Origin of the sequence: Haloimpatiens myeolchijeotgali (genome assembly GCF_042688525.2) — a bacterium.
Classification (GTDB): Bacteria; Bacillota; Clostridia; order Clostridiales; family Clostridiaceae; genus Haloimpatiens.
In genome coordinates this window covers 1,341,267-1,363,229 of record NZ_JBHWAB010000001.1, presented here as the reverse complement: position 1 = coordinate 1,363,229, position 21,963 = coordinate 1,341,267, and the positions used below count along the sequence as shown (strand labels likewise).

The following is a 21,963-nucleotide window of genomic DNA, read 5'->3' as shown; positions in this document are numbered from 1 at the left end:
GGCTAATCATCCTTTCTATTATCAATGTATTTCTCAAGATATTCGTCTCTAATTCTCTTAAGTTCAGTTCTTGGTAATATCTTAAGAAGTTTCCAACCTAAATCAAGAGTTTCCTCTATACTTCTATTAGCCGCAAAACCTTGTGCTACATATTTTTCTTCAAACTTTTCTGCAAACTCAGCATATTTTTTATCTGTTTCTGACAACGCAGATTCACCTAATATAGCAGCAAGTTCTTTTGCCTGCTTACCTTGAGCATATGCAGAAAACAATTGGTTCATAGTATCTGCATGATCTTCTCTTGTTTTTCCTTTTCCTATACCTTTATCTTTAAGTCTTGAAAGAGAAGGTAAAACATCAATTGGAGGCATAATACCTTTTTTATAAAGTTCTCTTGATAAAACTATTTGTCCTTCAGTTATATATCCAGTTAAGTCTGGAATTGGATGAGTTTTATCATCTTCAGGCATTGTTAAAATTGGGATTTGTGTTATTGATCCTTCTTTACCTCTAAGTCTTCCAGCTCTTTCATATAAAGTTGAAAGGTCTGTATATAAGTATCCTGGATATCCTCTTCTACCTGGAACTTCCTTTCTAGCTGCTGAAACTTCACGCAAAGCTTCACAGTAATTAGTTATATCAGTCATAATAACGAGAACATGCATTCCCCTTTCATATGCTAAAAATTCTGCTGTAGTTAATGCCATTCTTGGAGTAGCTATTCTTTCTATAGCTGGGTCTGAAGCTAAATTAAGAAATAAAACTGATCTATTTATAGCTCCTGTTTTAGTAAACTCATCTTCAAAGAATTGAGCTTCCTCAAATGTTATACCTATAGCAGCAAATACAACTGCAAATTTTGAATCAGAATTTAAAACTTTAGCCTGTCTTGCTATTTGGGCAGCTAATTCAGCATGTGGAAGACCTGCTCCTGAGAAAACAGGAAGTTTTTGTCCTCTAACTAATGTATTCAAACCATCTATAGCTGATACACCAGTTTGTATAAACTCTGATGGATAATCTCTAGCAACAGGATTTATAGCTTCACCATTAATATCTAGTCTTTCTTCTGGAATAATTTTAGGACCATTATCTTTTGGTCTTCCCATTCCATCAAATACTCTTCCTAACATGTCTTCAGACACACCAATTTCAAGTGGTCTTCCTAAAAATTTTGCCTTTGTTCCTTTTAAGTTAATTCCAGTTGAACCTTCGAATAACTGAACCATAGCTTTATCGCCATTTACTTCTAAAACCTTACCTCTTCTTTTTTCACCTGTTTGTAATTCTATTTGAACAAGTTCGTCATATTTTACACCTTCAACACCTTCAACAACCATCAAAGGACCTACAACTTCAGTAACTGTTCTATACTCTTTAAGCATCTAGAACCCCTCCTTCGCTGATTAGCTTATCGATATCATTTTTTAATTCATCTGATATTTCATCTATTTTGCTTATTTCAGCTTCTGGGATATATTTACTTCTTGCAATTTTATCTCTTATAGGTAAATCTAATATCTTACTTAAATGAATTCCAGCTTCAAGTGCTCTATTTGAATCATCTCCAAATTGAAGAACTAACTTTAACATCTTATATTGTTTGTGTAAAGATGCATAAGTATCAATTTCATGGAAAGCATTTTGCTGTAAATAATCTTCTCTTATAGACTTAGAAACTTCAAGTTTCAATCTATCTTTTTCAGATAATGCATCTATACCTACAAGTCTTACAATTTCTTGTAAATTTGATTCTTCTTGAAGTAATACCATAGCTTTTGTTCTTAAAGCTGACCAATCTGGTGAAACTTCTTTATCCATCCAAACTCCCATTTTGTCTAAATATAAAGAATATGATGTTAACCAGTTAATAGATGGGAAATGTCTCTTATATGCAAGTTGAGCATCCAATCCCCAGAACACCTTAACTATTCTTAATGTAGATTGTGTAACCGGCTCTGAAATATCTCCTCCTGGAGGTGATACCGCACCAATTGCAGTAACTGCACCTTGTCTTTCTTCTGAGCCTAAACATACAACTTTACCAGCTCTTTCATAATAATCTGCAAGTCTTGATCCTAAATATGCTGGGTATCCTTCGTCTCCTGGCATTTCTTCAAGTCTTCCTGACATCTCTCTTAATGCTTCTGCCCAACGAGAAGTAGAATCTGCCATTATAGCAACTGAATATCCCATATCTCTAAAATATTCTGCTATAGTTATACCAGTATATATAGAAGCCTCTCTAGCTGCAACGGGCATATTAGATGTATTAGCTATAAGAACTGTTCTCTTCATCAAGCTTTCTCCAGTTCTTGGGTCCTTAAGCTCTGGAAATTCATTAAGAACGTCTGTCATCTCATTACCACGTTCTCCACATCCAACGTAAACAACTATTTCAGCATCTCCCCATTTAGCTATTTGGTGTTGCACAACTGTCTTACCTGCACCAAAAGGTCCTGGTACTGCTGCTGCTCCACCTTTTGCTACTGGGAAAAATGTATCTATGACTCTTTGACCAGTAGTCATTGGTTCAACTGGGTTTAATTTTCTTGAATATGGTCTACCTTTTCTTACAGGCCATTTCTGCATAAGTGTTAACTCTTTGTCACCTTTTTCTGTTTCCACAATACAAACTGTATCTGCAACTGTAAACTGTCCTTCTTTTATTTCTTTAACTGTTCCTTCAACTGCATAAGGAACTAATATCTTATGTAAGACTACAGTTGTTTCTTGCACTGTTCCAATTACATCTCCAGATGAAACTTTATCTCCCACTTTAACTGTTGGTTTAAAATCCCACTTATTTTCTCTGTTTAATGATGTAACTGAAACACCTTTAGTTAAAAATGAACTTTTAGCTTTTTCCATGAAAGCATCTAGTGGTCTTTGTATTCCATCGAACATAGACTCGATTAATCCTGGTCCAAGTTCAACACTTAAAGGTTCTCCAGTAGTATAAACTGGATCTCCAGGTCCTATACCTGAAGTTTCCTCGTAAACCTGAATAGATGCCTTGTCGCCTCTCATTTCTATTATTTCACCAATGAGACGGTTATCTCCAACATTAACAACGTCATATATATTAGCTTCATCCATATTTTCAGCAACTACTAATGGACCTGAAACTTTAATTATTTTTCCGACTTTCAAGTTACCTACCTACCTTCCTATAAAATATTTACACCTACCGCTTTCTCAACATTATCACTAATTCTTTGAATTCCAATATTAAGTGATCCTTGATTGCTTGGAATTAATATGATAGCTGGTAAAACTTCTCTATTATATCTTTCTATAGTTTCCTCTATATCTTTTGCTACCTGCTCCGTTACAAATATAACTGCGTAATTTTTCATTGCCATTCTATCAATAGTTTTAGTTGCTTCTTCTGGTTCAACTACTGGATAAACATCTATTCCTAAAGCTTTAAATGCTAAGATAGAATCTTTATCTCCTACTACACCTAATTTATACATAAATATCACGCAGCCTTTCCCTTATTATCTCAGGAGCGATATTATTAAGTTTACCAACCATAACTGTTCTTATAGCCTTAATTTCGGCTTCTTTAGCAAATATATACGCAAGTATTGGTTGTGGACCAAAACTAACATATTTTGCTTCTTTTATATAATTCATAATGAAGTTATCAGAATATTTTTCAAATATATTTATACTTCCTTTTTTACCTGATTCGTCCATTGATACTTTAAGAATATTATAATAATCTGTATGAGAGATTTTATTTGTAAAGTTTTCAATTGAATCATTTAATGAATTTATAAATATATCATTATCTATCTTACCGCCTCTAATTATTACTTCATCTAAAAATTCTCTATCTTTATTTTGCTTTTTTACTCTTAATAATGTTTTTATATTAGTTATGTCTATTTGAATTTTTACAAAATCAACAATGTATTCTTCTTCAACACTTAAAGCTTTAGAAAGCATTTCAGTATACATATACTTATCTAGAATAATATCAATTTTTTGCGGATCATTATCAGCATTGAAAACTAGCAAAGTCTTTTCAATAGCTTCTCTCATTACAGGTGATAACTCTCCATAATATTCTTCAGAAATACTTTTCTTCAACAGTTCTGTTGGAACAGTTCCAACAGAAACCAAAAGATAATCAAGTTCTTTTTTTAATGCATTTCCCTTTAGCAATACTTTAATATTATGATAATCATATTTTAAACTTATAACATCAATTATTGCTTTATTAGGAGTTACATCATACATAAGTTTATATGCTCTATCAAGCTCCTCAGACAAAATAACTTCATAATCTTCAGCTCTTTTTAAATTTGATACATAATGAGCATATTCGGTTTCATTAAGCACCTTTAAAGCCTCATCAGCGGATGAACTGTCAATCATTCTGTTAATTTTAGTTTTATCAAGGAGCCTAGTTTCTAATACTTTAAGTCTTGATACTGCATGACCATAAATAGTTCTATCCATCTAGGCTTCTCCACCTTCCTAATTGCATAATAACAATTTAATTAAATAATATTTTTACAACATCATATTCTAGTTCATCCCTTAATGCAGTAACTAATGATTCAAAAGAATTATTAATTTCTATACCATTTTTGTATAAGATAAATCCGCCTTTAATATTTCTTACTTCATCACTTAATTTAATTTCACCTTTTTTGTTGTTTTTCTTTAATTGTTCATTTAAATCATTTAAAAATTCAGTATCTATTTTTGATTTATCTTCATCCTTAACTATTAATTCTTCATCACCATCAATTGGAAGAGCTAATATTGAATTTTTAATAAAATCTAAATATTGTTCTTTAGAAAGATTAATAAGCTCAATTAATGATTTTTCAAATACTTTGTCTATTACTTGTTGCTTTGAATCTAATTTTTTATTTCTAACTTGTAATTGAGCATTAGAAACTATTCTTTCCTTCTTACTTTGAGATTCTATTTTAGCTTTTTCTACTATATTTTTTTGTTCAATATTTGCCTCATTAACTTTCTTGTCTACAATTTCTTTTTCTTTTGCTTTTGCATCTGTAATAATTGCGTCAGCACTATGTTTTGCATCATCCAAAATTTTTGTAACTAAATTATTTAAATTTGACATTTAGCCATCACTCCATACTATTAAAGATTTAAAACTACAAATAGTGATATAACAAAAGCAAGTAGTGCATATGTTTCAACCATTACAGCATATATAACACCTTTCATAACATGCTCTGGTCTTTTTGCTAATATTGAAGTTGATGCAGCTGCTGTTTTACCTTGTGCTATAGCTGATTTCCAACCTACTAAAGCAATAGGTAATGAACCCATGAAAATAAAGAATCCTGTTCCTAAATCTGGAGTGCTTCCACCTAATATACCGATTTTTGTAAGAATCATAAGTGTTATAACAAATCCATATAATCCCTGTGTACCAGGTAATACATCAAGGATAATTGATTTACCAAACTTATCTGGGTCTTCTGTAATTACTCCTGATGCTGATTGACCTACTAATCCTATTCCTCTTGCAGAACCTATTCCAGGTAATGCTGTAGCTAAAGCTGCACCTAAAAGTGCAAATAACAATCCTCCGTGTTGATTTAAAAACTCCATGAATGTTTTAAAAACTTCATTTGACATATTTATTCCTCCTAATCTGTAATTTCTTTTTTTATTTATAAAATAGTTTTATTTATCAGTAATTTTTACAAATTTACTTATTGTTTTAAATGGAGTAAACTTCTTTCCTCCACCTTCATAGAACTTATTAAAGAACTCTAAATACTGCAATCTTGCTGCATGTACATATGATCCTAATGCATTTATTGCTAAATTGAATGCATGAAGTAAAATAAATAATATTGGACCTACAATATAAGAAACGGGAGCTGGTATTAAATTTATTATCATATTCAAAGCCGAAGCTATAAATCCTGTAGCAAGTCCTAATGCCATAAGTCTTGAATATGATACAATATCACCAAAATAACCAGTTATACCATATACTCCATATACTCCTCCACCAATTTTTCCACCAATAGTTGGTGCTTCTCTACCTTGAGTTAGGAATAATCCTAAAATACCTATTACCAATAATATTTTTCCTAAAGAACCTCCAACTTGTACTGCCATTAATATTCCACCTATTAATACACAATACCAAAACACTACATCACAAAATGCATCTTTGTATTTATTGTTTTTAATTAATACATACGCTTTGATTCCTAAACCAATAAACATATGAACTAATCCAAACACTATTGATACAACCATTATCTTCATTAATCCAGTTCCAGGATCAATAAGTTTTGGTACTTGTATACCCAATAATGCCTTTGGTGCATCTCCAAACCATCCACCATATAAAGCACCCCAAAACATTGTAGAAATACCTAAAAATAAAAATAATTTAGCAAAATTCTTTTGAGCTTTTTCTAAAGGTAACAATTTAAGTGCTAAAGCAGAGCCAATTACCATTATTAAACCATAACCTCCATCTGAAAGCATCATACCAAAGAAAATAAAGTAAAAGACTGCAAGTATTGGTGTTGGATCAATTTCCTTATAAGATGGAAGACTATACATCTCAGTAATACTTTCAAATGCTTCTGTAAATCCATTATTCTTTAATAAAATGGGTACATTTTCCTCTTCACATGCTTCACAAAATTCGATATAATAATTTTCGGCACAATTATGTTTAACTATTTTCTCTAATTCACTATTTTTTTGTAAAGGAATCCATCCTTCAATTGCAAATACTTTTTCAGTTTTAACAAAATTTTCACATGCTCTAGCTTTTATTAGCTCATTATTAAAATATTCATATGCACATTTTAAATTTATAATTTCTTTAGTAAAATTTGTAACTTCACTTGTAACTTTTTCTTTTTCTTTTTCAAATTCCTTCATTTTTTTTCTTAAATTAGAAATTATTTCTCTAGGTGTTTTTTGATATTTAAAATTTATTTGACTAAAGTTATTTTTCTTTAATATCTCATCAACCTTATCTATGTCGCTCTTATATGCTATTACAAGTATATTTACTTCATTTCTATCTCTACTTATTTCTTCAATATAATAACTATCAATATAACTTAATTCATTTATTAAGTTATCTTTAAATTGCTCAGGAATTATACCTAAAAAACTTGAACAAAATTTTAAATTATTTAAATCACCAAAAGAAGCATCTAAGTTACTCCAAGGAACTAAATTCTCAATTTCTGATTCTAAATTAGTAATTTCATTTTTTAACTCATTAATCTTGTCATCTTTTCCCTTGAGTATTTTATATGTTTCATACCAATTAGAATTTCTAACCTTAACTTTTAATTCGTTATAACTTAATTGTTTTTTACCCTCAAACAAACTTTTAAAACCTTTTTCAGGTTCTATAAACTTTTCTAAAAAATTTATACCAAAATTTATTTGAGATAGCTTCTCAGTAAAATCAGATAATTTTTCATCTTCCTTATCTGGATTTAAAAAACTTAGTTCTTCATCGCAAACTTCATCTTGAAGGTTAGAAAAGTGAACTCCTTCAAATTTCTGAAGATTCTCAAGTAAAGCTTCTTTCTGTGATTCTAGAGCAAATAATGTAAATTTATTCATTTTAACTATTGCCATTACACTTCACTATCCTCTCAATCACTAAATTAACTGCTTTACTAATTTTCTCATCAGAAGTATTTAAAATTTCTTCTCCCTCTTTTTCACCTTTTTCAAATATTGGCTTAGATTGTTCTTCCCCTTCTTTTACAGCATTTTCCATGAGCTTTTCAACCTCATTATTAGCGGAATTAATAATATTTTCATATTGCTGCAAAGCTTTTTCATTAGCATTTTTTATTATGTCTTTACCTTCTACCTTTGCATTTTTTACAATTTCAGCAGCTTTATTTTCAGCATCTTTAATTTCTTTTATTGCGTTTATTCCCAAGATATCACCACCTTTTATTAGTAACTGTTAAGATGTTAAATAATAATAAATGCCTAGTATTCTATGCATTTATAGTACTTTATGTAGTATTGAATACAACTTTATTATACTTATTTTTAAACAAAATTTCAAGAACTATTAAATAAATTAAATTTAATTATCTTAATTTACGTCATTTTTTTGACTATTTTTTATTCATTTACTTACTTTTCTTCAATTTCACTGATTAATTTTTCCCATATTATAGTTATATCCTTATATTCACTATTATTTTCTTCATTAAAAGCTATATATGTACTACCTTTAAGTATTATTCCTGTATTTATAAATTTATATATATCAATATTGAATTTTTCTATATGAATATTTTTACATATAATTATTTTTTTATCTCTAATTACTTTTTTAACTTTTTTTTCTAACTTTTTATCAGATTCTCTATATAAAAATTGTGGAAGCCATTTCTTTTTATTAAATCGCAAATAATCAAACTTTATAATTTCTTTTAATTCCTCATTATTTTTCTTTAATTCTTCAAAATTAAATTCCAAAAATACTTTGTAATAATCAGCTGAAGATATATTTCTATTAAAATATCCTTTTCTTTCAAAAAACATAGCAAGATCATAATAAAAATCAAATGGTTTCTTATACAACAACTCAAAATATTTTAATATATTATTAAATTTATTCGTGTTGTAATATTTATCTACCATCTTTTCAACTTTTTTTAACATACGTAATTCTTCATAGCTAATATCTTTAGTTTTTAATATTTCATAAGGTGGATACGGTGAATATACCATTCCCCATTCACTAGCTTCTCTTATCATTGGAGAACCCTTAAGTAATTTTAAGAAACCAAGTTGTATTTCTTCTGGTTTTATAGAATACACCTCATTAAAAGATTTTTTAAAGGATTTAATATCCTCTCCTGGAAGCCCTGCTATAAGATCTAAATGTTGCTTTACATTTCTTACTTTTTCTACTTCTTCTATTTTTGTTTTAATACTATGAAAATTAACATGTCTATTAATATTTTTTAATATTTCATTATTAGTTGTCTGAACTCCTACCTCAAATTGTAATCTTCCATTTTGAGATTTTGCCAACATCTCTATTTGTTCTTCTGTTAAAATATCTGCAGAAATTTCAAAGTGAAAAGTAGTTCTTATATCTTCCTTTTGGTTTATTAAAAACTTCCAAATTTCATTTGCAAATTTAGGATTACAATTAAATGTTCTATCTACAAATTTAATTAATTTAACCTTTTTATTTATAAAAAATTGTAATTCTTTTTTTACTCTTTCTATATTCAAAAACCTGACCTTTCTGTCTACAGAAGATAAACAATATTTGCATCCAAAAGGACACCCTCTTGAAGCTTCATAATATACTATTTTATTGTCTAAATTATCATCTTTATTATATGGAAAAACTATATTGTTCATATCCATAATTTCTCTAATACCGCCATAAAAAATTTTCCCTTTATATTTTGAATAGATTCCTTTTATATTTTGTACTTCATCAATATTTTCATTTTTTAAATTCTTACTCACATTTTCCTTTATCTTATTTTCTATAAATTCTCTATATGTCTCTTCTCCTTCTCCTTGTATTATGTAATCTACTGAATTCTCTAATAAAAATTTTTCACAATCAAAAGATACTTCAGGTCCTCCTGCAAATATTTGTATATTCACATCTACTAATTTTAATAATTTTGATATTTTTTTAACATATTCTATATTCCAAATATAACAAGAGAAACCTACTATATCTGGTTTTTTATTTATTATTTCTTCTACAATCTTATCTTTAAGATCATTTATTGAAAACTCTACAATTTCACATTCATAATCTAACCCCCTTGTGTAAGATTTTAGATATCTTACAGCTAAATTACTGTGAATAAATTTGGAATTAATTGCTACTAATAATACTTTCATCAATACAACATCCTTTCTTTTTAGCTTTTATATAAAACATATCACAATTGCAATCAAAGTCAATTATATCAAATTTTTCACTAACTATCTTTATAATATTTTGTTTTGAATTATTAGAAAAAATATTATAATCTCTTACATTTATGTTTTTTACTTTATTATCTGATATTATTACTTTTATATTAGATTTAAAACTTTTCCAAAAACCTTTATCAATATCCCATATATATATTTTCCCATCTTCCTTTAAAAGATTATATATTAAATTAAATATACTTTTTTTTCTATAACTTGGCCATATATTTTTCAAGGCAAAAAATAATATACAATAATCATACATGTTATTTTTTATACAATCTTTTTTACTTCTATCATCTGCATATTCTATATCTAACTTTTCACTATTTTTTTTGCACAAATTATAAACTATTCCATAGTTATCGTACCCAATATCTAATATATTTCCATCAAATTTGTATTTCCGAATATCTAAAATTCTCTCTTGCATTTTCTATCCCCTTTCTTTTCATTAAAGTATAACACTATTATAGTATAAAAAAACGATTTCTTCCACTAAATGGGAAAAATCGTTTTATACTCAGCATAATAGTCTACTAAAAATCCTGCTGTTGTTTTTTCAGCTTCTCTAATTATTGTATTTGATATTTTTTCATATCTTTCTTCTTTTTCTTTTATATTTACATACTTTTTATAACAATTATATGCTAATACAGCATTATTCTTAATATACTCATCTATCGTGTCATACCTTTTTATTTTCTTCTCTTCTTCAAAAGAATAATCATTCATTAGTTTACTTGTTATCCAAACTTCAAATTTTCTATGCTCTTTTAACAATTTATTATTTACATGTTGTGGTACTGTTGCATCTTGAATTAAATGACATGCTGCTCCAAGATAAAATATTGACTTTTTTAAATTTTTCTGTTTTAAAAATAATATTGACTTATCATAATACCTCTTACATTCTGTCAATGCATCTGAAAATCCAAATAATCCTCTCCCTTTTACCACATGATAGAAATGATTTGTACTCTTAAAATCTTGATCTGCCCACATAACTCCCTCATTAAGAGTTCGTATATTATTTTTATAGAATTCATATTCATCAATGTGGTCATTTATCTTTAATATTTCAACAGCTTTTATGTTTATATATTTATGAACTGTACAAAAAGTTTTTATTATCTTCTTCTTTAAGGGATTTATTACATGCATTACTCCTTTAACAGTTTTACCATATGTTTTTTCTATTTTTCTTCTCATTTACTAAAACAAAATCTCCTCTCTTATAATTTTAAAATATAGATATTATTACTTAATTGTTTCTTTTTTACTATGATTTTGGAAAACCAATATTATAGTAATTAATACAACTAATATTATTAGCATATAATACATAATTATTTTATTAAAATCACCTTTAAATTCATTAGTACTTTTAGCTTTAAATTGATATAAAAATCCATTACTTGCATCTAACGAAAAAATATTATCACCAAAAAATTTTATACCAACTATATTACAATTCTTATTAAAAATCACTTTTTGTTTTAATATACCTTTTTTATCTAAACTATATAATTTATTATCTAAATTACTATAAAAATACATACAATCTTTTGATCCAAGTACTCCTTTTTTATCAATTGCTAAATGTTCTAATGAACTTACTTCTTTATGTTGATACACTGGAGCTGGTGGATTTGTGCACGGATGTTTATCAAGAATAAACTGAATTTTCTTATCATTTTTGTCTTTAAATCTTGGTGATGTTATTGGATCTCCTCCAGAATAATCCGGCCATCCATACCATATATCTTTTTTAATCTCATAAATATAATCTACATCCCCTTTTATAGACCTTAATCCTCTATTTTCCATTCCCCCAACTATAGCAAACAACTTTTTTTCACTGTTAAAATCTAATCCTTGTACATTTCTAATTCCCCAACTATATGTTTCATATGCACCACTTTTTAAATTATAAATTATAATCGATGCATTTCCTGGGAAATGCCCTGGTATTATCTGTCCTTTTATGTTTGGTGTACCATAAGAAACAAAAGCTCCACTTTTTTGTGCACCAAAATTCATTCCTTTTAATATTATAGTTTTTGGAGAAATATCAAAATTATACGGTTTTTCTTTTATCCATTCGTTGTCTTTTCCAACAATTCCAGAATTAGTGGAAGAACCAATAGTTATATATAAATAATTATCTTTTCTTTTTATTTTACTATTCTTATAATCACCAAAATTAGGTATATTATTAATTAAACACTTCTCTTTCTTACTTGCTATATCATAACAATATAACCTGCATCCAGATATATAATATAGTGTTTTTCCATATAATTCTATACTGCTTATATCTAGATTTTTATTCAATATCAAGTTATAACTTTTTCCATTTTTATTTATTACCTGTATTTTATTTTTATATGCTATATAATAATTTTTTTCATTATCCACAGTAAAATCTACTGCGCCATTCAATCCCTTAAACATTATATTATTATCAATTTTTTTATCAATATACTTCAACTTAAAATTATCACTTTTATAAAATTTATCAAAACTTAAAGTTACTATTACTAAAACTACTATTACTAAAATTGACCTAAAAAAACGTTTCATATCCCTCTCCATATAAATTATTCTCACTTAATATATATTTTAATAAATGAAAGTATATGTATAGTACTGTTAGTTTTTTAACCAAAATTAATAATAATTTATTCAACTTTCGCAACTACCAAATCATTAACTAAAGTATAAATATTAAAGTTAAAAGAACAAATAATGATGTTTTTCTCACAAAAAACTTTTTATAATTGATGAATTTTCAAAATCTTGATTTTTAAAATCTTCCTTATTTTTTCTTTATATTTTATACTTTTTACTCTATATTATCTAACATAAGCTTTATTTTTGTCCTGAAAATATAATAACATGATCCTTCTCCACCTCTGATAATGCATTAAACTTTTCTTTATTTTTTAAATCTATTATCCTACATTTTATAGTATAATTTCAATTTTATAAAACTCAAAATTACACTACAACTCTATACTGTACCAATATGTTCTATAATATTTCAATCATTAATAATATATATATTTTCTGCATTATTATTCTTATACTTCCTCTAAACTTCTAAATACTTTTTCAAACTTATGTACTATAATGTTAACTACACTCAAAAAAGAAGGAGGTAACACTATGAAATCAAAAAAGTTAATTGTTCTTTTAATGTCTTTTCTGTTACTTTCCACTCCAATTGTACAAGCTAAAACTATAAACTACACAGTAAAAAGTGGGGATACTATTTGGAAATTAGCTCAAAGATTTAATACTTCTACAACTTCTATTTCTCAATTAAATAGCCTTACGGATGCTAACTCTTTATATATTAATCAAAATTTATTAATTGACGAAAATACAAATTTAAATATCGTAAACTATACAGTAAAAAGCGGAGATACTCTTTGGAAATTAGCTCAAAAATTTAATACTTCAGTATCTTCTATCACTCATCTAAACAATATCAAAGATTCTACTCCATTATATATTGGGCAAAATTTATTAATTGATAATAGAAGTACAAACTCAAATATTATAACTTACACAATAAAAAGTGGAGATACTCTTTGGAAATTAGCTCAAAAATTCAATACTTCAACATCTTCTATTATTGAATTAAATAATCTTAAAAATCCTAGTTCCTTATATATTGGGCAAAATTTATTAATTGAAGATAATTCATCTGATATAAAAAATGTAGAAACAACAAACTATACAGTTCAATCTGGTGACAATTTATGGTCAATATCTGAAAAATTTAATACTTCCATGGATGCTATAGTTAAAAGTAATATGCTTTCTAGCAATATTATAATGCCTGGCCAAATTTTAACAATCCCAGTAAACTCAACTGAAATTGTTAAACCTATTGGAATATCCATGTATGCTAAAAGAGTCAACGACTACTATGGTGATATATATACATGGGAAAATGCTAGAAGAATATTTACAGTTGATACCGTAGGTACTCTAAAAGATACTTCTACTGGTATAAGTTTTAATGTTAAATACTATGGCGGCTCAAATCACGCAGATATAGTACCATTAACTAAAGAGGATACAAATAAAATGAAACAAATTTTTCCTACATGGTCTTGGTCATATAAAAGACCTATGGTTCTATACTTTACACAAGGTGGAGTTAAATACCAACTTGCTGTAAGTTTAACTGGAATGCCTCATTCAACTACTAATATATATGACAATGGAGTTTCTGGTCATTTTGATATGTATTTCTACAATAGTACAAGCCATGTAAATAATACAATGGACTCAGCACATCAATCAAATGTATTTAAAGCAAGCGGACGTTAAAAGTAAATAGAATATAATTTGAATCCCTCACATAAATATTAATGTCAACATTTATGTGAGGGGTTTTATGTCCAAAGATAATTTTTATAAAAACTCAATTATACTTACTTTTTCTAATTTAATAACAGGAATATTAAAATTTATGTTTTCCATAATTTTATCTTGTAAGTTAGGTGCTCAAGGTATGGGGCTTTATTCCTTAATTATGCCTGTATATGATTTTTTTGCAGTTATTGTGTGTGGTGGTATGATTACTGCTGTTTCAAAAGAGTGTGCTTCTTTTTACAGTAAAAATGATTTTGCTAACTTACATAAATCAATAAGAATCTGTTTAATTTTTGATCTTGTGTGGTCAGTACTAATTGCTTTAGTTCTATTTCTTTTCTCACCTCTTATATGCAATACTGTAATAAAAGATAATAGAGCTCTATACTCCTTATGGCTAATTTGCCCTGCTATTGTTTTTATAGCCTTATCTGCTATTTTAAAAGGATATTTCTATGGTATCTCAAAAATGACAATACCATCTGTAATAGATATTTGTGAAAAGGGTATAAGAATGACTGTGATTGTTTCTATAATCACTATTTTAAATTTACATGAGATAACTAGAACTGTAACTGTAACTTATTTGGCCTTATCTGCTGGTGAACTTGTAAGTTTTATATTATTATTTTGCTTCTATAAAAAAAATAAATTTAAATACACAATATCTTACTCAAAGTCAGAAAAAGGCATTAAATTACTATCAGGTATATTAGCAATATCTCTTCCACTTTGTATTAACGGAATATTAACCACTGGGTTATCAACTGCTTCAACCTTACTTCTTCCTCAAAGATTAATAGCTGCAGGTATACCCCATGGTAAAGCATTAGCTATTATAGGTAAATTTTCTGGTATGGCAATGAGTATTACCTTTTTCCCTTTTATAGCAATTATGTCTATATCTACGGTATTAATCCCTAATATCTCTGAAAACTTAAGTAAAGGTAACTATGCTCTGCTAGAAAAGCGTTTTGTGGAAGTTATAAAAATAGCATTTATTATAGGGCTTTCAACACTTGTAATTTGTATGAGTCTCCCAAATAGTTTAGGTGAATTATTTTTTAAAAGAAATGATTTAGGTGAGTTCATTAAATTAGCAGCTTTAAGTACTCCTATTTCCTACGTTTCTGCTACTACTTTTGGAATATTAAACGGATTAGGTAAACAGAAAGTAGTTTTAAAGAATTCTGTTTTATCTGCTTTAATCGAATTGTTTCTAATATATGTTCTATGTGGTATGCCTTCTATAAATATATATGGTTTTGGTATAAGTATTATAATAACTTCATCTACCGTGCTATTTTTAAATATGATTGAAATAAAAAAAGATTATTCTCTAGATTTCTCAACAGTTAATCTTATTATAGATATCTTACTTGGAATATTTGTATATCTTATACTACGCATTTTGAATACAATTCTTCCAAATCAAAATTCTGTTATAAAAAGTCTCTCATTACTAATAATAGGTTTTGCTACTTTTATATTTGCTACAGCTATATTTAATGAAAATGATAATAAATAACCATTATTCAAAAATAAAATTTGAACTTTAAAAGAATACTCTTTAAAGTTCAAATTCTTATTTTTATATAATCTATTATCTCATCTTTTGTATAAATTTTTTAGGAATCACTTTTCTAATTTTATTTGGTATGACATCCAAATCTTTCTTTGTAATTCCTTTTATACATATCAATACATATAAATAAATTAAACCACTTATTCCAATGGATATTATAGTAGCCACAGCATTACTTAAATATCCTTCATTTATAAGTGAAAATAAATAATCCAAACCAAAACAACTAGTAAACGCTGCTATACTCATAATTATTGAAGCAAAAATAGGTTTTTTCATACTGCCAATTAAATTCACTTTAATCTTTAATATTTTATTTATAGTAAAATAGTTCAAAATTAATGGGACAATAAAACATGCCATATTTCCAAAAACAGCTCCTAAAATATTTAATTTAGGAATTCCTACTAAAACATAATTTATACTTATTTTACAAATTAAACCTAGTACAGCGTAAAGCGTAACAATGTACAGTCTTCCTAGTCCTTGAAGAATCGTAGTTTGTATTTGCACAGCAGACCAAAATATAACGACAACTGCTCCTAATAACATCAATTGATCTCCACCATGTATGTGTAAAAGTAAATAAATAGGTTTACTTAACACAGCAAGTCCAAAAGCAGATGGAACGGAAATTAAAAAACATACTCTAAATGCATAGTTAATTTTACGCTCTACCTCTTTTTTATTATTCACAGCTGCTGCCCCTGATATAGCAGGAAGAAGAGCCGCCTGAAGGCAACCAATAATTCCAATAGGAACATTGATTAAACTATTATATTTAGTTAACCAACCAAATCGTACTTCCTTTTGAGCAGCAAATCCTGCTGCAATAAGTCTTGATTTAACATTCCATAAATCTATAAGTGTTCCAGCATTTTGCAAACCAACACATACTACCATAGGTAGTGCATAATATATTATCTTTTTAAATAATCTTTTATTTGTATGTCTAGGTCTTCTTCTTACATTATGTTTCTTTGATACTTTTATGTATTTATTTTTATTATATACCATAATTAGATATATACATGCCACTAAAGCACCTAATGACGTACCAACGGTTCCCCCTGCAGCTCCTACCTCTGGCCCATATTTCATTAATAACGCAGCAAATACAAGACTAAAAATCATATTAACAATTTGCTCTATAACCTGTGAAATTGCTGTGGGAATCATATTAGCCCTACCTTGAAAATAACCTCTATAAGCGCTAAGTATAGAGGTAAAAAATATAGTAGGTGATAAAGCCTTTATTGATAATACGGCTGACTGTGATTGTGTAATATTGCACAAAGGTTCTGCTAAAAAAAACATTAAAACTGACATTACTATACCTAGAAATATAAGGATAGCTCTTGCCATTTTAAAGCTTTTAATAGCATCTTTATAATTTTCAACTGCTATAAATTCTGACATTATTTTTGAAATAGCAACCGGTATACCTGCATTAGTTATTACATAAATAAATGAAAATATAATATATGCTGAACCATATATACCATATCCTTTTTCACTTAAAATATTAATCAAAAAAGGCAAGTATAAAATTGATACTATTCTAGAAATTATTTGTGCTGAAGATAATATTGCAAAACCCTTGCCTGTAGATTGAGATTTCATTTACAGCACCTCATATCATTAAAATTTAAATACATCCTTCTTTATTTTCTTAAATATTGGTGGTAAACTTTCTGAAATTGTTTTATTTTCCATGTATTTTAATTTATCAAAACACTCTTTAAAAATTAGCTTATATGCATACAAAAACTGATAGCCTAAGCCATACTTATTTTCGAAATAACTATTTAATTTGTTGTTTCCATATTTAAAATCTCCAACTATTGGATTACCTAAATAACTTAAATGAGCTCTAAGTTGATGACTTCTTCCAGTTAACAAATCTATCTCAATGAAAGAATATGAACCTACACTCTCTAATGTCTTAACACTCATTGCAATTTTTTTAGTATTATATGCTTCTGTATCATATACCTTAGAAATATTATTTTGTTCATCTTTAGATATATATGCTTCATAAATTCCATCCTTTATTCTTCCAACTACTAGTGCTACATAATATTTTTTTGTTTTTCTTTCTCTTATCATCTCATTTAATATCTTTAAAGATTCAAAATTCTTACCAAATATAACCATACCAGAAGTATTTCTATCAAGTCTATTACATGGCGCTGGAGTAAATGTAACTTCTTTTTCTGGAAGAAAATCACCCTTATCATTTAGATATGACAAAACATAATCTGTTAATGTTGGATTTCCATTTTTTCTATCTGAATGAACCAAAACTCCAGGCCATTTTTCTACTATTAATATATTTTTATCCTCATAAGTTATTTTTAAAGAAGTACTATCTACATGATTAAAAGACTTTTTTGGTGTATTACTTTTTACATAAGCAGTAATACTATCTCCTTCACACAAATTGTAATTTTGTTTAACTTTTTTTCCATTAACTTTAATGTCACCTTTTCTTAAAGCTTTAAAAATAGCTCCTAGTGGAACGTCTTTAAGCCATTTTCTTGAAAATTTATCCAATCTTTGTCCTGCTTCATTAGATCCTATTTCTATTTTCATTTGTATCACTCCTGTCGTTTATAAAACTAACTCTTTTATTTTGAATTTAATAAATCTATAGCTAACTGGCAATGAAGTGCTACACCTATTGGTATACAATCCTCATCAACATCAAAATAACTTCCATGTGCAGGATTTACTATCCTTTTTTCTTCATTCCTACATCCTAAATAATAAAATATTGATGGCCGTTTCATAGAAAAATACGCAAAGCTTTCTACTCCCATAGTAGGTTCATCTAGTAATGTTAGATTATCATCACCAACTACAATTTTTGCTGCTTTCTCAAAATCTTTTAATAACACATTATTATTATATAGATTTGGATAACTCTCTTCAATATCTATATCACATTTTCCTCTCATTGAACTTACAATTCCTTCTACAACCTCTATAAATCTTTTCTTTACATATTCTCTTTGTTCTTTTTTCATAGTTCTCATAATACCTTTTATCTCTACACATTCTGGTATTATATTTTGAGCTGTTCCTCCATGTATACTTCCTATAGTTATTACACCTGGATCTGTAGGAGAAATCTCTCTACTTATTATAGTCTGCAGTGCATTTATTACATTTGCACTTATTACTATAGGATCTATTGTAAAATTGGGACTAGCTCCATGTCCACCTTTACCAAATATCTTGATTGTAAAAGGATTTGACGCAGCATTAACTACTCCTTTCTTTACAGCCACTTTTCCACATTCTAGCCATTCCTCCACATGTAATCCTATAACAGCATCTACATGTGGATTTTCTAGTACTCCTTCTTGTATCATAATTTTTGCACCACCAGTAGTTTCTTCTGCTGGTTCAAAAAATAATTTAATATTTCCTTTTAACTTCTCTTTCATAGAATTTAATATTTTAGCAGTTCCTAATAGTATAGTAGTATGAACATCATGTCCGCAGGCATGCATTTTCCCTTTTATTTTTGAAGCATATTCACAACTTTTTTTATCTTCAATTGGCAATGCATCCATATCTGCTCTTATACCAATTGTTTTAGTTCCATTCCCTCTTATAATTGCACAAATACCACTCTTAGCTGTTTCTATATAGTCTATTTCCTCTTTATCTAGGAATTCTTTAACCTTCTCTGAAGTTCTAACTAAATCAAAATCTAATTCAGGATGCATATGAAAATCTCTTCTTATATTAATAAGCTCATTTTTAATTTCTATTGCATTTTCATATAAATTTTTCATAATACCTCTCCATTCTAAATATCATTCCCATTTTATTGTAATCATATCACCGTCTAAAAGTTCATCATAATATCCTACTTTTTTATCATTTAAACGCAAAACAAGATTTCCTTTAGGATTAGACAAATCAAATTCTATATAATTAAATATATCTACAAAGACAAATTTTTCTTTGCCTGTCATTTTTACTTTATCATTATTTACTATAACCTCTATACTACTTTCAATGCTTCCTTCGTTTTCAATACTTTCTTCGCTTTCAATACTTACTACACTTTCAGTACTTACTACACTTTCAGTACTTTCTTTTTCTATATTTTCTAAATTATTCTCATCTAATGTTACTACCGCTTCATCTTGTTCTAAACTCTTTTCTGTTAAATCATCTTGTAAATTAATACTAGTTTTTATTTTTCTATATATCCTATCTCCTTCTTTTATTACATATTCATCCTCAACTATTTTCTCATTAATATAGTACTCAAATTTATCCTCTTCAAAATATTCTTTATAATCACCTAAATTAGAGGAAAAGATAATTTTTATATCATCATTTTCTTTTATTTTTGTATTCATTTCTGATCTTACATTATTTATAAAAACTACAGGTTCAATATTATGTATTATATCATCTATATAAAAACTTATACTATTTATGTTTTTTACATACTCATATACTTTCGGACATGCATCATTACCATTTTGAGCAAAATCAATTTCTAAGTTATCTCCTTCTTTAACTTCAGAATCTAAATTGGCAACTTGGCCATTTATTCTTATTTTAGAATTTTGTGCTAAACTCCCAAAAGCAACTCTTTTAATACCATTTAAAATAAATCTTATACTCTTACCATTTTTTCCAACAAGAATTTTAGGATTTATTCCAGCTTGAAGCATTACATCCTGAACTATATGTTTATGAGAATTAAACAAACTTATTACCTTATCATTTAAAGTAACATCTATAAAATCATGCCCAGACTTTTTTATAGCAACAAGTGCTATACCAAGTACAGTAACTCCAATACTATTTAAGTGCTCATTACCACATCTACATTCTTGAACATCTTGTCTATTTTTTATAGCTACCCTCTGCAATGGTAATTTTAACTTTTCACACAGCACTTCATCAATATTAGGAGTATATGCCCCACCACCTACTAAAAATACTGCATTAGGTGCCTTTCCACCATTAAGTTCTACTATCTTATTTGCAACTTCTGTAGTTATCTTATCAACTACAGGATTAATTACTTTAAATATTTCATCACTATCTACTTCATTTTCCATTCCTAAAACATCAATAAATTTTACTTTATTACTTAAAGTACTTTGTTTTTTCATTTTTTCAGCTGTATTAAAATCTACTAAATATGTTTTAGCAATAATTTCTGTAACTTCATCACCTGCTAGTGGTACCATGCCATATGCACTTATTGTTTCATTACTACTAATAGCAATATCTGATGTTCCAGCACCTATATCAACAAGTGCTATATTTAATAATCTAAAACTTTTTGGTACTACCGCTTCCATTGCAGCAATAGGCTCTAATGTTAGATTTATTACATTTAACGACACCTTATCCATAACTGCATATAAACTATCTACCACTGATCTTGGAAGAAAAGTAGCTATTACTTCTACTCCAATATTATCACCATTATGTGATATCAAATTTGACATAACATAACCATTTAAATAGTAATTTTTAATACTATATCCAACACAATATAGTTTACCTTTTGTTTGTTTGTTAATTTCATCTTCTGCACCTTTTACTGCAGTAAGTTCTAAACTTCTAATTAATTCTTTATCAATTTCTTTTTCATAGTCAATATCAATTTGCTTTTTCATTACTGTTGTTCTTAAAAATCTTCCCGCAGCAGCAATTGATACATTATTTAAAGTTATATCCAGATCACTTTCTAACTCTTTTTTTATTTTTTTGACTTCATTTGTAACTATACTAATGTCATGTATCTGTCCATCTATCATTGCTCTCACTTCATGTTCTAAATATTTCTCAGCTATAATATTAAATTTCTTATCCTTAATAATTCCAACAGTTCCTATGACAGAACGAGTACCAATATCTAAAGAAAAAATTATATCATTTGAATTAAATTTAAATTTTTCCATATCATTACCTCTTTTTTAACAATTTAAAAGCTCATATTCTATAGAATATGAGCTTATAAAAAATACATATTT

General features: G+C 27.7%; 18 protein-coding genes. 2 read left to right on the top strand and 16 right to left on the bottom strand.

From position 1 onward, the window contains the following. Positions 1–2: 2 nt before the first annotated feature. The 12 genes from ACFIJ5_RS06045 to ACFIJ5_RS05990 all read right to left on the bottom strand — a co-directional run bounded on the left by ACFIJ5_RS06045 (position 3) and on the right by ACFIJ5_RS05990 (position 12,552). Positions 3–1,385: a V-type ATP synthase subunit B gene (locus ACFIJ5_RS06045; RefSeq protein ID WP_379805031.1), complete on the bottom strand. Its 1,383-nt coding sequence runs from the start codon at positions 1,383–1,385 to the stop codon at positions 3–5. Beyond that, positions 1,378–3,153, bottom strand: a complete 1,776-nt coding sequence (locus ACFIJ5_RS06040) for a V-type ATP synthase subunit A (protein WP_379805028.1) — start codon at positions 3,151–3,153, stop codon at positions 1,378–1,380. The genes ACFIJ5_RS06045 and ACFIJ5_RS06040 overlap by 8 nt, the downstream gene beginning before the upstream one ends. Before the next feature lie 17 nt (positions 3,154–3,170). After that, positions 3,171–3,485 carry a V-type ATP synthase subunit F gene (locus tag ACFIJ5_RS06035; protein ID WP_379809553.1) on the bottom strand — a complete coding sequence of 105 codons (315 nt, stop codon included), beginning with the start codon at positions 3,483–3,485 and terminating at the stop codon, positions 3,171–3,173. Then, complete coding sequence (locus ACFIJ5_RS06030; RefSeq protein ID WP_379805025.1) at positions 3,472–4,473, bottom strand: V-type ATP synthase subunit C; 1,002 nt, start codon at positions 4,471–4,473, stop codon at positions 3,472–3,474. The genes ACFIJ5_RS06035 and ACFIJ5_RS06030 overlap by 14 nt, the downstream gene beginning before the upstream one ends. Positions 4,474–4,510: 37 nt before the next feature. Then, entirely contained in the window at positions 4,511–5,110 is a 600-nt protein-coding gene (locus tag ACFIJ5_RS06025) for a V-type ATP synthase subunit E (protein ID WP_379805023.1), read from the bottom strand. Positions 5,111–5,130: 20 nt separating this feature from the next. Next, positions 5,131–5,634, bottom strand: a complete 504-nt coding sequence (locus ACFIJ5_RS06020; protein WP_379805020.1) for a V-type ATP synthase subunit K — start codon at positions 5,632–5,634, stop codon at positions 5,131–5,133. A 48-nt stretch (positions 5,635–5,682) separates the two neighbouring features. Next, entirely contained in the window at positions 5,683–7,611 is a 1,929-nt protein-coding gene (locus ACFIJ5_RS06015) for a V-type ATP synthase subunit I (RefSeq protein WP_404661259.1), read from the bottom strand. Position 7,612: 1 nt separating this feature from the next. Further along, complete coding sequence (locus ACFIJ5_RS06010; protein ID WP_379805016.1) at positions 7,613–7,939, bottom strand: ATPase; 327 nt, start codon at positions 7,937–7,939, stop codon at positions 7,613–7,615. Positions 7,940–8,142: 203 nt separating this feature from the next. Further along, positions 8,143–9,891, bottom strand: a complete 1,749-nt coding sequence (locus tag ACFIJ5_RS06005) for a B12-binding domain-containing radical SAM protein (RefSeq protein WP_379805014.1) — start codon at positions 9,889–9,891, stop codon at positions 8,143–8,145. Beyond that, the gene (locus tag ACFIJ5_RS06000; protein ID WP_379805012.1) at positions 9,866–10,399 is read right to left on the bottom strand and encodes a class I SAM-dependent methyltransferase; all 534 of its coding nucleotides are present in this window, start codon (positions 10,397–10,399) and stop codon (positions 9,866–9,868) included. Before ACFIJ5_RS06000 ends, ACFIJ5_RS06005 begins: the two co-directional genes overlap by 26 nt. Before the next feature lie 65 nt (positions 10,400–10,464). Continuing rightward, positions 10,465–11,178 (bottom strand): zinc dependent phospholipase C family protein, encoded by a 714-nt coding sequence (locus tag ACFIJ5_RS05995; protein ID WP_379805009.1) that lies wholly within the window; start codon positions 11,176–11,178, stop codon positions 10,465–10,467. Positions 11,179–11,226: 48 nt separating this feature from the next. Continuing rightward, complete coding sequence (locus tag ACFIJ5_RS05990) at positions 11,227–12,552, bottom strand: hypothetical protein (protein WP_379805007.1); 1,326 nt, start codon at positions 12,550–12,552, stop codon at positions 11,227–11,229. Between the two features lie 585 nt (positions 12,553–13,137). Between ACFIJ5_RS05990 and ACFIJ5_RS05985 the strand changes: the two genes are divergently transcribed. Continuing rightward, a complete protein-coding gene (locus ACFIJ5_RS05985; RefSeq protein WP_379805005.1) occupies positions 13,138–14,313 on the top strand; it encodes a LysM peptidoglycan-binding domain-containing protein in 1,176 nt (391 codons plus the stop codon). 67 nt (positions 14,314–14,380) lie between these two features. Continuing rightward, entirely contained in the window at positions 14,381–15,886 is a 1,506-nt protein-coding gene (gene spoVB, locus ACFIJ5_RS05980; protein WP_379805002.1) for a stage V sporulation protein B, read from the top strand. Positions 15,887–15,961: 75 nt separating this feature from the next. Here the strand turns inward: spoVB and ACFIJ5_RS05975 are convergent, their stop codons facing one another. The 4 genes from ACFIJ5_RS05975 to ACFIJ5_RS05960 are packed head-to-tail and all read right to left on the bottom strand — an operon-like array spanning position 15,962 to position 21,891. Next, the gene (locus tag ACFIJ5_RS05975; RefSeq protein WP_379804999.1) at positions 15,962–17,566 is read right to left on the bottom strand and encodes a putative polysaccharide biosynthesis protein; all 1,605 of its coding nucleotides are present in this window, start codon (positions 17,564–17,566) and stop codon (positions 15,962–15,964) included. 18 nt (positions 17,567–17,584) lie between these two features. Beyond that, positions 17,585–18,538: an RluA family pseudouridine synthase gene (locus ACFIJ5_RS05970; protein WP_379804996.1), complete on the bottom strand. Its 954-nt coding sequence runs from the start codon at positions 18,536–18,538 to the stop codon at positions 17,585–17,587. A gap of 35 nt (positions 18,539–18,573) precedes the next feature. After that, positions 18,574–19,749 carry a M20 metallopeptidase family protein gene (locus ACFIJ5_RS05965; RefSeq protein ID WP_379804994.1) on the bottom strand — a complete coding sequence of 392 codons (1,176 nt, stop codon included), beginning with the start codon at positions 19,747–19,749 and terminating at the stop codon, positions 18,574–18,576. A gap of 21 nt (positions 19,750–19,770) precedes the next feature. Next, on the bottom strand, positions 19,771–21,891 hold the full coding sequence (locus tag ACFIJ5_RS05960) for a cell division protein FtsA (protein ID WP_379804992.1): 2,121 nt from the start codon (positions 21,889–21,891) through the stop codon (positions 19,771–19,773). Positions 21,892–21,963 lie beyond the last annotated feature (72 nt).

Bases quoted from the DNA above. Each gene is read 5' to 3' on its own strand.
- ACFIJ5_RS06045 (WP_379805031.1), bottom strand. From the start codon at position 1,385: ATGCTTAAAGAGTATAGAACAGTTACTGAAGTTGTAGGTCCTTTGATG.
- ACFIJ5_RS06030 (WP_379805025.1), bottom strand. From the start codon at position 4,473: ATGGATAGAACTATTTATGGTCATGCAGTATCAAGACTTAAAGTATTA.
- ACFIJ5_RS06025 (WP_379805023.1), bottom strand. From the start codon at position 5,110: ATGTCAAATTTAAATAATTTAGTTACAAAAATTTTGGATGATGCAAAA.
- ACFIJ5_RS06020 (WP_379805020.1), bottom strand. From the start codon at position 5,634: ATGTCAAATGAAGTTTTTAAAACATTCATGGAGTTTTTAAATCAACAC.
- ACFIJ5_RS06015 (WP_404661259.1), bottom strand. From the start codon at position 7,611: ATGAATAAATTTACATTATTTGCTCTAGAATCACAGAAAGAAGCTTTA.
- ACFIJ5_RS06005 (WP_379805014.1), bottom strand. From the start codon at position 9,891: ATGAAAGTATTATTAGTAGCAATTAATTCCAAATTTATTCACAGTAAT.
- ACFIJ5_RS06000 (WP_379805012.1), bottom strand. From the start codon at position 10,399: ATGCAAGAGAGAATTTTAGATATTCGGAAATACAAATTTGATGGAAAT.
- ACFIJ5_RS05995 (WP_379805009.1), bottom strand. From the start codon at position 11,178: ATGAGAAGAAAAATAGAAAAAACATATGGTAAAACTGTTAAAGGAGTA.
- ACFIJ5_RS05990 (WP_379805007.1), bottom strand. From the start codon at position 12,552: ATGAAACGTTTTTTTAGGTCAATTTTAGTAATAGTAGTTTTAGTAATA.
- ACFIJ5_RS05985 (WP_379805005.1), top strand. From the start codon at position 13,138: ATGAAATCAAAAAAGTTAATTGTTCTTTTAATGTCTTTTCTGTTACTT.
- spoVB (WP_379805002.1), top strand. From the start codon at position 14,381: ATGTCCAAAGATAATTTTTATAAAAACTCAATTATACTTACTTTTTCT.
- ACFIJ5_RS05975 (WP_379804999.1), bottom strand. From the start codon at position 17,566: ATGAAATCTCAATCTACAGGCAAGGGTTTTGCAATATTATCTTCAGCA.
- ACFIJ5_RS05970 (WP_379804996.1), bottom strand. From the start codon at position 18,538: ATGAAAATAGAAATAGGATCTAATGAAGCAGGACAAAGATTGGATAAA.
- ACFIJ5_RS05965 (WP_379804994.1), bottom strand. From the start codon at position 19,749: ATGAAAAATTTATATGAAAATGCAATAGAAATTAAAAATGAGCTTATT.
- ACFIJ5_RS05960 (WP_379804992.1), bottom strand. From the start codon at position 21,891: ATGGAAAAATTTAAATTTAATTCAAATGATATAATTTTTTCTTTAGAT.